The sequence below is a fragment of the Chitinophagaceae bacterium genome (genome assembly GCA_007695095.1).
GTDB lineage: Bacteria > Bacteroidota > Bacteroidia > Chitinophagales > REEL01 > REEL01.
In genome coordinates this window covers 14,777-28,322 of record REEL01000057.1, presented here as the reverse complement: position 1 = coordinate 28,322, position 13,546 = coordinate 14,777, and the positions used below count along the sequence as shown (strand labels likewise).

The following is a 13,546-nucleotide window of genomic DNA, read 5'->3' as shown; positions in this document are numbered from 1 at the left end:
GGTTGCAGTTGTCTTTGAAAAATCAGGATTAGAAAAACGCCTACTGTGATTGCGGCATCGGCAAAATTAAAGATAGGCCTGAAAAAGACAAAAGATTGTCCTCCCCAGAAAGGGAACCATTCCGGCCAGGTAGACCGGATAATCGGAAAATAAAACATGTCTACCACCCGACCATACAAAGCCGGGGCATATCCACCTCCTTCGGGCATAAATTCTGCAACTCTGCCAAAACTGTCAGAAAATAGTACGCCATAAAATACACTGTCCATAATATTTCCAATAGCTCCGCCTAAAATCAGGCAAAAGCTTAAAATAATGGCAATATGTGCTTTTTGTTTGATAAACCGAAGTAAAAAATAAGCGATAAATCCAACGGCAAGAATTCTGAATAAGGACAATAACAATTTACCCGTATCTCCCCCAAAGGTCAGCCCGAAAGCCATTCCCTCATTTTCAGTAAAATGAATCAGAAACCAATTCTCAAATACCACAATTTCCTGCCCTATGTACATATTGGTTTTAACCAATATTTTTATGAGTTGGTCAATAAATACGATTAATAGAATAACGACAAAAGCAGTTTTTTTCCCCACTACTTATTAACGTTTTTGTGATTTCTTAGCTTCAATGCTCAAGGTTGCATGCGGAACAATTTTTAGTCTTTCCGGAGAAATAAGTTTTCCGGTCTCTCTGCAAATTCCGTAAGTTTTATTCTCAATACGAACGAGTGCTTTGTCTAAGTGTGCCAGATATTGAAACTGTCTGGATGCCATCTGGCTCAGGTATTCTTTTTCCAGAGTACCAACGCCGTCTTCAAGTCCTTTGAATTTGTAATCGGTATCATCCATACCCATTTCTCCGGATTTATTGAGCTGCTCCTGCAAATACTTAAGCTCTTCTTTAGCATCTGCATATTTTTTAAGAATTAGCTCTTTAAACTCCTGCAGTTCATTATCACTATATCTTGTTTTTTCTTTTCCCTTTGTCATAGTTATACTTTTTCCAAATAAATTTTCAATTCATTATTATTGATGTCTACGGTAGAACCTTCATTTAGTTCGTCCATTAGTTTCAAATCTTCTGCCAGTATTTCACTGCAAATATACTTTTTAAAACTAAGAACAGCTCCTTCAATTCCATTCTTATTTTCTACATAAACTCTAATTCTGTCAGTAACTTTCAAATCACTTTCTTTTCTCAGCCTTTGAATTTTATTTACTAACTCTCTGGCATTTCCTTCATCTTCCAGCTCTTTGGTAAGGTTTACGTCAAGGGCTACCGTTATATCCCCTTCACTTGCAGCTAACCAGCCCGGAATATCTTCCGTTAAAAACTGTGTTTCGGACTTCTCTATATTTACATTCCCATTTTTAGTGGGTACTTCTATCGATCCTTTTGTTTCAAGCTCTGAAATTTGTTCCTGAGAGAGATTCTCTAAATAATCAGCAACAACTTTCATGTCTTTTCCCAACTTTCGTCCCAACACTTTAAAATCAGCTTTTACCTTTTTCTGTACCAGACCTCCGGTGTCTGTAACAAACTTTAGATTCTTTACATTTACCTCCGAAAGAATCAACGGTATAACTGCTTCAATTTGTTTTTTGCGTTTTTGGTTCAAAACCGGTACAAGTATTTCTTGCAATGGCTGGCGAACCTTTATATTTACCTGCTTTCTTAAAGAAAGCACCATTGAGGATATTTGTTGTGCCAGAGCCATTCTTTCTTCTAAATCTTTATCTGATTTTTCAGCTACATATTCCGGAAAATCATCTAAATGAACAGATATAGAAGGTTTCATTTTTGTGATATTATTCAGGTTTCTGAATAAAAAATCACTAAACATCGGAGCTATAGGAGCACTTAATCCGGATAAAGTAATCAAACATTCATATAAGGTCTGATAAGCTGAAATTTTGTCTTCTGAATATTCTCCTTTCCAAAACCTTCTTCTGCAAAGACGCACATACCAGTTACTAAGCTGTTCATCCACAAAAGTTTGGATAGCTCTTGCCGCTTTTGTCGGCTCATATTCGCTATATGCCGTTTCAACCTGACTGACAAGGGTATTTAATACAGATAAAATCCATCTGTCTATTTCCGGCCGGTCTTCAGGCTTAATAACATCTTCTTTGTGTACAAAACCATCAATATTTGCATACAGTGCAAAAAAGGAATAAGTATTATAAAGAGTTCCGAAAAATTTGCGTTGGGCCTCTTCAATTCCTTTGGTGTCAAATTTCAGATTTTCCCAAGGCTGTGAATTTGAAATTATATACCATCGGGTAGCATCAGCACCGTATTTTTCCAAAGTCTCAAAAGGGTCTACGGCATTTCCCAGCCTTTTGGACATTTTATTTCCTTTTTTATCAAGCAAAAGGCCGTTGCTAATCACATTTTTAAAGGCAACCTGATCAAACAACATTACAGCTATTGTATGCAAGGTAAAAAACCAACCTCTGGTCTGGTCAACCCCTTCAGCAATAAAATCTGCCGGAAAGTTTTTTTCAAAAACATCTTTGTTTTCAAAGGGATAATGCCATTGAGCATAAGGCATAGCCCCGGAATCAAACCAAACGTCAATCAGGTCTTTTTCTCTCTTCATTTTTTTCCCGGAGGGAGAAACTAAAAAGATATCGTCAACAAAAGGCCTGTGCAGGTCAAAATCATCTGAAAGCGGTTTGGGCATATATCCTTTATCAACAGCTTTTTGAACTTCCTTATGGAGTTGCTCTATGCTTCCGATACAAATTTCTTCTTCTCCGTCTTCTGTTCGCCATATCGGCAAAGGCGTTCCCCAATATCGGGAGCGGGATAAATTCCAGTCGACCAGATTCTCTAACCAGTTTCCAAAACGGCCGATACCGGTTGATTCAGGTTTCCAGTTAATTTTTTTATTATAGCTTACCAGTTTATCCTTCATAGCTGTGGTGCGAACAAACCAGGATTCCATAGGATAATAGATTATTGGTTTATCTGTACGCCAGCAGTGAGGGTAGCTGTGCTCATATTTTTCAGATTTAAAAGCCTTCCCTTCTTTCTTAAGCTTCACAACGATATCTACATCTACCGGCTCGTAATCTTTTTCGTTAAAAAAGTTTTTAATACTTCTGCCTGCAAAATCAGTAACGGATTCAACAAAACGACCTTGTCTGTCGACCAGCGTCAGGCTTCCAATGCCATTTTCTTTACCTACTTTCAAGTCATCTGCACCAAAGCTCGGTGCAATGTGAACAATCCCGGTACCACTTTCGGTAGTAACAAAATCTCCGGCAATAATTATGAAAGCATCCCCCTCTTCCGGTTGTTCGTAAGGCAGCAATTGCTCATAACGCAAGCCCAAAAGATCTGCTCCTTTTATTTTTTGAATAACTTTCCAGGGATTTTTTTTCAGTCCGTCACTTTCAGAAAAAGGAAGATTTTCATTTTCCTTACTGAAATAAGAAGGAATCAACTCATCTGCCACCACAACATAAATATCTGCATTTGTGTATGGGTTTAATGTGTGGATGAGGGTGTAATCAATTTTTTTACCGACAGCCAGTGCTGTGTTGGAGGGCAAAGTCCAGGGAGTGGTTGTCCAGGCAAGCAAATGCACTTCCGGGATATTTTCAAAAACCTGTTTAAATTGTTCGTTTTTTACCAATTGGAAAAGTGCTGTACAGGAGACATCTTTTACATCTCTGTAGCAACCGGGTAAATTCAATTCGTGCGAGCTTAAGCCGGTACCTGCCGCCGGTGAAAATGGTTGAATGGTATACCCTTTATACAATAAATCTCGGTCATAAAATTTTTGCAGGAGATTCCAGACGGACTCAATGTATTTATTATCAAAAGTTATGTAAGGGTCATCCAGATCAATCCAGTAGCCCATTTTTTTGGTAATCTCATCCCAGGCCGATTTATACTTCATCACATCATCGCGACAAGCCTGATTGAATTCTTTTATCGATATTTTTGTGCCGATATCTTCTTTTCGAATGCCCATAGCTTTTTCTACGCTAAGCTCAACCGGAAGTCCGTGGGTATCCCAACCCCCTTTCCGCTCCACTTTAAATCCTTTCTGGGTTTTAAATCTGCAAAAAATATCTTTAATAGTTCTGCCCATAACGTGGTGAATGCCGGGCATCCCGTTGGCAGAAGGAGGCCCTTCATAAAACACAAACGGACTCGCGTCTTTTCGGTTTTGAAGACTTTTTTTAAATATGTTCTCTTCTTCCCAAAACTTCAGAATTTCTTCGTCAATGCTGACAAGGTTCAGGCTTTTAAATTCTTTATACATTTGCAGAGATAGTTTTTATAATTTTACAGCGCGAAAATTTCACGAAATTACGCCAAAATTCAAAGTTTTCAAAGCCTTGCAAAAACCATTGATAAATGTGTTTACCTTAGATTAAAAATACGCTTGTACTTAAATCAAATAAATTGGGTTTTATAAAAAAACTTGCCGGTCAAACAGCTGTTTATGGTTTAAGCAGCATAGTAGGTCGTTTTTTAAACTACCTGTTAGTTCCTTTGTATACCCGCCTGTTTGCACCTCAGGAATATGGTATCGTTACGGAGCTATATGCTTATGCCGGCTTTTTAGCCATTATTCTCATTTATGGCATGGAGACCTCTTTTTTTAGGTATGGTAGGGAAAACCGGCAACTTAATATTTCATATTCAACAGCTTTGGGGAGTGTTTTTTCCTCTACCGTACTCATCTGTTTTTTTATTTTGGTTTTCAGTTCTGATATTAGCAATGCCATCGGCTATAGCGGCCTGGAAATATATATAATATTCTTTGCTCTGATTTGTGGATTAGATAGCATTACGGCGTTGCCATTTGCTTTACTAAGGCTTCAGGGCAAAGCAATGCGCTTTGCTTTTGTGAGATTGAGTAATATTTTCGTCAACCTGGGCTTAAATCTTTTTTTCCTGTTGTTATTACCGGGTTTGGCAGAAAATTATTTGTTTTTTGAATCCATTTATTTTGAAAACTTTGGGGTTGGCTACATTTTTCTCAGCAACCTGATAGCGAGTGTTGTCAGCTTATTGCTTTTAATCCCTGAAATAATGAAGGTACGCTCATTGCCGGACTTTAGTTTACTCAGAAAAATGTTTGTTTATGCCTGGCCAATTATGATAATCGGTTTAGCCGGAGTTGTAAATGAAATGTTTGGCAGGGTGATTATGAAGCACCTTTTAACCGGAAGTGAAGAGCAAAATATGACGTCTCTGGGTATCTATGGAGCCGTTTATAAACTGGCAATGTTAGTTGCTTTATTTATTCAGGCTTATCGGTATGCGGCAGAGCCTTTTTTCTTTTCTCAGGCTCTGAAAAGGTCTGCTAAAAGTGATTTCGCCCACTTAATGCACTTTTTTATTTTTATATGTGGCAGCATCTTTTTAATTGTGGCCTTGTACATAGATATTTTTAAATATTTTATTGGAGAGCGTTATCATGAAGGTCTATTTATTGTCCCGGTTTTATTAATGGCAAATATCTGGCTGGGAATATATTATAACTTGTCGATTTGGTATAAGCTGTCTGACAAAACCCATTTGGGAGCTTATGTTGCCATTGCAGGTGCTTTTATAACCATTGTTTTAAACATTTGGTGGGTTCCGGTATTCGGCTATGCCGGTTCAGCATGGGCAACGCTGGGTTGCTATTTCGGGATGTCATTAATTTCTTATTTTTTCGGTAAACAGTTTTATCATGTTAATTATAATTTGCTTTTAGTTTTTAAACTTTTGGGATTATCTGTTGCATTATATTTTATTGCTTACTTTTTTACGTTTCCTATTGAAAATCTCGTCTTTAAAACACTTCTTAATACACTTTTGCTCTTATTGTATTTTGCCGGTGGATATTTCACATTAAAAAAAGACCTCCCATTAGGGTTTAAAAAATAATTCAGCAGTTTTTGATTTTTAATCGAATTGTTTGATTTTAATTTAATTTTGCAATATAGTTTCACAAAAACACTTTTAGTTAATGCTTTTACTGATTCTTAGTATTTATGAGAGTTATTCAAAATGAAATTTAAAGATAAGCGCCTTATTTCCGGCCGGGTATTGGTAATTCTCGACCTATTTTTGTCTCTGGGGTCAATTCTTATGGCCTATGCATTGCGGTTTAATTTTCAAATCCCTGAAAATACATGGGCGGGACTGATTTATGTTCTGCCAATAGTTTTAGTGCTTCGATTTTTTAGTTTTGTTTTGTTCAGAACCTATGCCGGGTTAATTAGATATACCAGTACTGAAGATGCAACCCGTATTTTTTTCGCAAATACAGCTATAACTTTAGTATTTAGCATCATAAACTTATTGAGTTATCAGCTGAACGGCTCTTTTTTGATTCCCTATTCGGTAATTATCATTGACTATATACTGATAAACTTTTTATCCATGGGGTTTCGTTTGTCTGTGAAGTTACTTTATCTCGAATTTAGCGGGAGGAACAAACAACAGGAAAATGTTTTAATTTACGGTGCCGGTGAGGCCGGAGTTATTACTAAAAGGACGTTGGAACAGGACCCAAAGATTGACTATAAGATAATAGCTTTTTTAGATGACAACCCTCACATTACAAATAATAAACTGGAAGGAATCACCATACTAAGAACGGATGATGCATTGGAAAGCCTTTTGGAGGAAGAGGAAATTAACTTACTGATTTTAACTACCTATAATTTATCTGCTGAGAAAAAACAGTTTGTAGCAAATAGTTGCTTAAAACATAAAACCAGAGTATTGTCGGTTCCCCCAATGAGTAGTTGGATAAACGGGGAGTTAAGTTTTAAGCAAATCAAGAAACTTAATATTGAGGAGTTGTTGGAAAGAGATCCCATACAACTGGATATTCAAAATATCAAGTCACAAATTCAGGGTAAAAGCATACTGATAACCGGCGCTGCCGGATCAATCGGAAATGAAATTGTAAGACAAATTTTACCTTTTAAACCGGCGGAGATTATTTTAATTGACAAGGCTGAATCGCCATTGTATGAGCTGGAACTTGAGGTTAATCAGCATAATCTCATTAACACTAAACCGTATATCTTCCTGGCGGATATTTGTAATAAAGAAAAGATTGAAGCATTGTTTAAGCGGTTCAAGCCGGATTTTATTTTTCATGCTGCGGCATATAAGCATGTGCCTGTAATGGAGTCTCACCCGGATGAAGCAATACGGGTGAATTTAATGGGAACTAAGACTCTGGCAGATTTGGCAATTAAATATGAAGTAAAAAAGTTTGTTTTTGTATCAACCGATAAGGCGGTAAATCCTACTAATGTTATGGGGGCTTCTAAACGGGCTGCTGAAATTTATGTGCAGTCGCTCAATCAAAGCAATAACAATCAAACCCGTTTTATAACCACCCGCTTTGGGAATGTATTAGGTTCAAATGGTTCTGTAATTCAGCTGTTTAAAAAGCAAATTGAAAAGGGCGGCCCGGTTACGGTAACCCACCCGGAGGTTACGCGATTTTTTATGACAATTCCGGAAGCCTGCCAGTTAGTTTTAGAGGCCGGAGCTATGGGCAAAGGGGGTGAAATTTTTATATTTGATATGGGGCAGTCTGTTAAGGTAGTTGATTTGGCTAAAAAAATGGTTCGTTTAAGCGGTTTGGAGTTGGGAAAAGATATAAACCTTGTTTATACAGGTCTGCGGCCCGGAGAAAAGCTCTATGAAGAGTTGTTGAATAATAAGGAAAATACTGCTCCCACTCATAATCAGAAAATTTTGATTTTGCAGGTTAAGGAATATGAGCTGGCAGAAGTCAGGGTAAAGGTTGATAAAATTATTTCTGACATTGATTTAAAAACAGATATGGAAAACGTACTCAATCTAAAAAACTTAATTCCGGAATATAAGAGTATGCAATCAAAATTTGAAGAATTAGACGCAAAGGAAGATGGGAAAGAATAAGTTAAAGAAATTTGAAGAGCTGAAAAGCTTTCCCAACGTTAAGGAGTTTACCGGATTTTTTGATGTTATTGATTTTGGACTCAAAGGAAAATGGAATAGCGGTTTTTTTAAGAATAACAATCCTGTGGTTTTAGAGCTGGCGTGTGGAAGGGGGGATTATACGCTTGAATTAGCAAAACTACATCCCGGTAAAAACTTTATTGGTATCGATATTAAAGGTCACAGAATTTGGAAAGGTGCAAAAAAAGCACTGGAAGAAAATATCGAAAATGCTGCCTTTTTGAGAACTCCTATTGAAAAGATTGCTGATTTTTTTGAAGCAGAAGAGATAGATGAAATTTGGATTACCTTTCCGGATCCGTTTCCTGCAATTGGAAGCAAAAACCGAAGACTTACCTCCCCTCCTTTTCTTGAAAAGTATAAACAAGTCTTAAAGCAAGAGGGCATCATTCATTTAAAAACAGATGCTGACAGTCTTTACAAATATAGCTTAGAAGTTGCAGAAAGTTCTTCCCTCAAGGTGCTTGAAAAAACGAATGACCTTTACAGCCTGCCAAGCATTTCTGAAGACTTACAGATAAAAACACACTATGAAAGAATGCATTTGCAAGCAGGAAAAAAAATTAAATACCTGAAATTCACCTTTTAGCTCTAAGGGTTTACTTCTACTGAAGAGCCGGTTTGAATAATCAATTCAGACTCATCGTTATTTACTTCAAAACGACTTGTTTCAACAATGCTGTTGTTTAAGACCCTCAGTGTTCCTCTGTCTACAATTATAATTTCAGCAGCCTGAATATTTGCAGAGATATTTAAACTATTAGCTAAAGCTACTTTATCAAGGAGTAAGCTGTTAAATAAAATAGTGTTACCGTTTGTGCTTGATATTCCGGACTCATTATCGGATAAAAATCTGACCAGGCTGTTCTGCGGAATAAATTGCCCTGAGCCCAGGCTGAAGTTTTCTGAAATATTCAATTCTTTCGGGCTAAGGTCAAATGATATCTCATAAATGCCATCTTCGATTACAATATTGCCGACCTGAATGCTATTCAGACTTTGCTTAACGGAACCACCGCCTGTTGATTCAATAAGTAATGTGCCCAAAACTTCAAAACCGGATTCATCAATAAAAAACTCACCGTTTGTATTTAAGTCGGAGTCAAAAGTAAAATTATAAAACGACTGTCCTGAACCGCTTAAAGTACTTAAATTATTTTCAGCTCCGGATAAAACAAAGGTACTACCGCTATTCCAGTCAATAACCGGCAATACGGAGCCATCGACAGCATGTTCATAAATCCCTCCGTTTGTAACCTCTATCTGCCCGGAAGGAAGAAAATCCGGATTATCCATTACAAACAGACCGTTAATCTGAAGGCTACTGAACATAAAGTCTGTATTCGCATTCAGCATGCTTAAGCTTGCATCTGTGGCGATAAATATTTCATTAGAGGAACCTGAATTATAGGCTGTGTTTAGAGTTACATCATGTGTATTTTGAATAAAAACACTTACATTTTCATCACTTTGAGGAGCCGAGCTGGCAGGAGCAAAATTAACTCCGTCGCAACTACTTTCCCAAATGCTTTCATCTGACCAATCTCCATTGTTGACGGTTCTGTAAGCAGTGGGTATGCAGGCATCTCCAAAAATATTTATGTTATCGATATAAATGTTATTACCGGAATCATTATAGGTTTCAAATCGGATTCTTACATTCGGCATGCCGGCATAAGCAGATAAATCTATTGTAAAGCAATCTGCACCTACTCCTCCGTCAAAACACCAATCTTCTGAATTTGCAGGTACAAAATCAGCATTTAAGGTAAAGTTAGTGGCAAAAGACCCGGCGCCATTTTCAGCTACAGCCAAAACACGATCAAAAGTTGCTCCACAGTCTGAAGAAACAGATACAATTAATGAGTCTGCCTGCGTAGTTACAGACCTCCTGTGTGCATGTTCAAAATACAGCTCAATATTTTGCTGACCGGAAAAATCTAATGGCGGACTGATTAAGCCGTCTCTTGCATCGGGTGCATTATAGGTGTATATCGGCACTCTAGCGGCCTGATTTCCGGGAGCATTTCCGTTTACCGTAAAAATTTCCCAGCTTTGGGCATTGTTCGGGTTGTCTATTTGCCAGTTTTGCGCAGAAAATCCTGTTTCAAAATCTTCTGTAAAAGGTAGTGGCAATGGATTTGAAAAAACATTTATGTTAATTTCAGAAGTATCATTAAAAACATTTTGGTCCTGATTTCCATTAGGGCTATCTGTAAAAGCAAAAAAGTTAAACTGACCGTCACCTCCGGTATTAATATTTGATAACAAAACTGTCTCACTTTGGCCTGTAGACAAGCTTCCGCTCCAGTTAATGCTTTGAGATGGGAAACCATCAATTCCGTAAATAATATCTACCTCTGTTAAAGTTTGTAAACCAAAATTTGTCAATTCTATTTCAGGAATAAAGTCTTGAGTACACAATACTGTTGTCGGACTTGTGATTGCGCTAATTCCTGCATCATAATCTAAGGCAAAAGGGTTGATACAAAAACTATGCGAGGTGCCGAAACCGAAATCTGCATTTGGCGCTGTCATTTCAAAAAGTATATCAGAAAACATGTCGTTCATGAAATAGTCACCATCTACGTTACAAGAGCCATACTGACTTCCATACATGCCGTCCCCGAAGGTGTCAAATATAAAAAAGGTATAGCAGCCAATATCAAGACATAAATTATACCCAACAGTTTGACCTCCTGCCTGATCTGCATAAGGCCCTCCACTTTCAACCAATACTCCGTTATCATCTAAAATTTCCCAGGTAGTTTCGCTACCCCAACAATCAGTAATAATTGTCAAATCAACTTTCTGAGCGCTACTTATGGTTATAAAATTTGTTAAAGTCAGCGTATCGCTTCCATCGTTATTTGTGGCTATTAAAGTTACATCATAGGTACCCGGTGAAAAATATTCAACTTCCGGATTTTGTTGGTTGGAAACAGAAGGTGTTCCTCCCGGAAATTCCCACTGCCATGAAGTTGGGTTTTCTAAAGATAAATCTTCAAAACTTAAGCTTTCACCGGAACAACCATTTTGTGTATCCACAGTAAAGTCAGCAACCGGTGGAGTTAATATCACGCAGGGAGTTAATCCGGTTGTTCCACCTACACAATCTCCGCAAGCATCAATAAATGCTGACCCAAAACAGACACCTTCACAGTCTTGATCATTATTATTTCCATTACAAACTCCACAATCATCTAAATCGGCATCTGCTGTTAGTCCTGTATTTCCTTCTACACAAACCCCGCAGTTGTCAATGAAGGCAGTACCATTACAATCCCCGTTACAATCCTCGTCGGCATTTACAATTATACCGGTATTTCCTCCACTACAAACCCCGCAATTATCTATAACCGCTGTACCAAAGCAATCACCATTACAGTCCTGATCTGCATTATTGCCAAAACAAACCCCACAGTCATCAAAATCAGCATTTGCTGCCAATCCGGTGTTCCCCTCTGCACAAATCCCGCAGCTGTCTATAAAGGCCGTACCTCCGACATCTCCATTACAATCTGTAACGCTTATATTGCAATCCCCAATTACTTTAATGTTATCTAAAAATAAGTTGTTGCTATAATTTGATACGGTTTCAAAAGTTAATCTTATATTATTTGTATTGTCATAAGTAGAAAGATCAAGAGATATGCAACCGGATGCGTTATAAAGGGAATTAGTACACCATTCAGTATCCTGAGTAGGGAAAAAGCTGGCTGTTTGATCATCAACGGTTGCAAAGTTTCCGCTTCCATCCTCAGCAAAAACGGCTATTAAATCGCCTATAGTTGTTCCTCCGTCTGTAGAAACGTAAACTTTCAACGTATCACTATCAAAGTTCGGATATCTTGTATAAGCGTGCTCAAAGCTCAACTCAACATTTTCATAATCAGTAAAATCAAGTAAAGGGCTAATAAGTCTGTCTTCTTCCCCGACGTTATTATAATTCCAGAAATTAACCCCAATGGCAGTATTTCCGGGAGTAGTTCCTCCAACATTGTAGAGTGCCCAGCTTATTCCATTGTTAGGGTTTACAATCTGCCAATCTGCTAATGTGGGGCTGTTTGATTCAAAAGTTTCAAAAAGAATAGTTGTTGTTGCCTGAGGAAGTATTTCAATATAACCTATTTCAGTTGCAGTATTTGAGCCTGCATTATTCGTTGCCGTGAGCGTTACATCAAAGCTACCGAGATTATCATAAGTAACGATTGGGTTTTGATTTGTTGAAGAGGAGGGGTTTCCACCGGGAAAGTTCCAGTTCCAGCTATTCGGGAGGTTAGAAGACAAGTCTCTGAATTCAACAGTTAAGCCCGGACAACCTTCCCTTACGACAGCTTCAAAATTAACTACAGGCGGAGCAAGCGGCTCACAAACAGTTGAATTTAAAAGTTCCAGCCTTCTGGGGCTGTTAGTCATTACTGTTCTCATTCTCGTGCGTTGACAGAGGGTAAAAATATTCATACACGCATCATCAGAATAGTCCATATAGTTTTCAACCATATCAGTTGAAGAACAGCTGCTTGCACCTACATTACATCCGTAATTGGGTCCTCCTGCAGTTGGGGTATCTCCACAAAAGTCATCCACTGAACAACCTCCATCTCCCCAGATATGCCTCAACCCTAACCAATGGCCGACCTCGTGAGTTGTTGTTCTGCCACCATCAAAAGGAGCCTGCACATTGCCAACTCTTCCAAAAGCAGTAGTTCTTGTAACAATTCCATCTGTAGAAGCAGGGCCACCATTAGCCGGCATTCCGAGTAAACCTGAGTTTGAAGGAAATTGTGCATAACCTAAAATACCCCCACTAATGGGCACAACCCATATATTGAAATACAATTCAGGGTCCCAAAAGGTGTTTGGCTTAACAGTATTGTCAATGTAGTTCGGGGTATAAGGAAATGCATCAAACCCCTCGGCGTTTCTGTCAATTCTGTTTATGCCCGGTTCCGCTAAAGCATTTCCATTTGGGTCAATAATCACCGGACAAAATTCTATTTCCACATCTGCCCCAACAGGATCATTATTAAAACCCGGAGTGCCCGGAATTCTTCTGAAGTCTTCATTAAGCACTTCAAATTGAGATATGACTTGTGCTTCACTTATGTTATTTCCTGTTCCGACATTTTCACCATTATGAATTACATGAACAATTGTAGGAATAGTGTAAATAGTTCTCACTGCCGGATTTTCCGGTGGTTGTTGGGCGATTTTTTGCTCGAGCCAATCCTCAAACTCCTGATGAGAGCTCATGCCGGGGTTATTTGCACGAAGCATGGAGTCAGCTTCCTGGGTATAGCATCTAATAGTTTGCTGTTGGGCGGTAACGCCTAAGCTACATAAAGCGAATATAATGAACAGCGTGTAAAGTTTTGCCATAAGCCTACTTGTTTTGAATTTATAAATATACCACTTAAGTTTTATAATCTCAAATAGTTGATTATCAACATAAAACATTTATTTTTTTATTATGTTTACATTTCTTTTAAAAAAATCTAAGGAAACTCTCTGAGAACTTTAATTCCATTCGCTTTGCTATTTATAAAGCAAATTTTGCCTTTCC

Annotated in this window: 7 protein-coding genes; 3 read left to right on the top strand and 4 right to left on the bottom strand. The window is 38.0% G+C overall.

The annotated features are described in order from the left end of the window. From EA412_01470 to EA412_01460, 3 genes are all read right to left on the bottom strand, one after another. On the bottom strand, window positions 1-593 hold a 593-nt coding region (locus tag EA412_01470), incomplete at its 3' end, for a lipoprotein signal peptidase (protein ID TVR82553.1). A gap of 6 nt (window positions 594-599) precedes the next feature. Then, on the bottom strand, window positions 600-989 hold the full coding sequence (locus EA412_01465) for a TraR/DksA family transcriptional regulator (protein ID TVR82549.1): 390 nt from the start codon (window positions 987-989) through the stop codon (window positions 600-602). Window positions 990-991: 2 nt separating this feature from the next. Continuing rightward, window positions 992-4,279, bottom strand: coding sequence for an isoleucine--tRNA ligase (locus EA412_01460; protein ID TVR82548.1), 3,288 nt, complete (start codon window positions 4,277-4,279; stop codon window positions 992-994). 143 nt (window positions 4,280-4,422) lie between these two features. On the opposite strand from EA412_01460, the gene EA412_01455 reads away from it, so the two are divergent. The 3 genes from EA412_01455 (at window position 4,423) to trmB (ending at window position 8,569) form a co-directional block, all read left to right on the top strand. Next, window positions 4,423-5,898 carry a polysaccharide biosynthesis protein gene (locus EA412_01455; protein TVR82547.1) on the top strand — a complete coding sequence of 492 codons (1,476 nt, stop codon included), beginning with the start codon at window positions 4,423-4,425 and terminating at the stop codon, window positions 5,896-5,898. Window positions 5,899-6,021: 123 nt separating this feature from the next. Then, the gene (locus EA412_01450) at window positions 6,022-7,920 is read left to right on the top strand and encodes a polysaccharide biosynthesis protein (protein ID TVR82546.1); all 1,899 of its coding nucleotides are present in this window, start codon (window positions 6,022-6,024) and stop codon (window positions 7,918-7,920) included. After that, window positions 7,907-8,569: a tRNA (guanosine(46)-N7)-methyltransferase TrmB gene (gene trmB, locus EA412_01445; GenBank protein TVR82545.1), complete on the top strand. Its 663-nt coding sequence runs from the start codon at window positions 7,907-7,909 to the stop codon at window positions 8,567-8,569. The genes EA412_01450 and trmB overlap by 14 nt, the downstream gene beginning before the upstream one ends. A gap of 2 nt (window positions 8,570-8,571) precedes the next feature. Here the strand turns inward: trmB and EA412_01440 are convergent, their stop codons facing one another. Then, complete coding sequence (locus EA412_01440) at window positions 8,572-13,440, bottom strand: PKD domain-containing protein (GenBank protein TVR82544.1); 4,869 nt, start codon at window positions 13,438-13,440, stop codon at window positions 8,572-8,574. Window positions 13,441-13,546 lie beyond the last annotated feature (106 nt).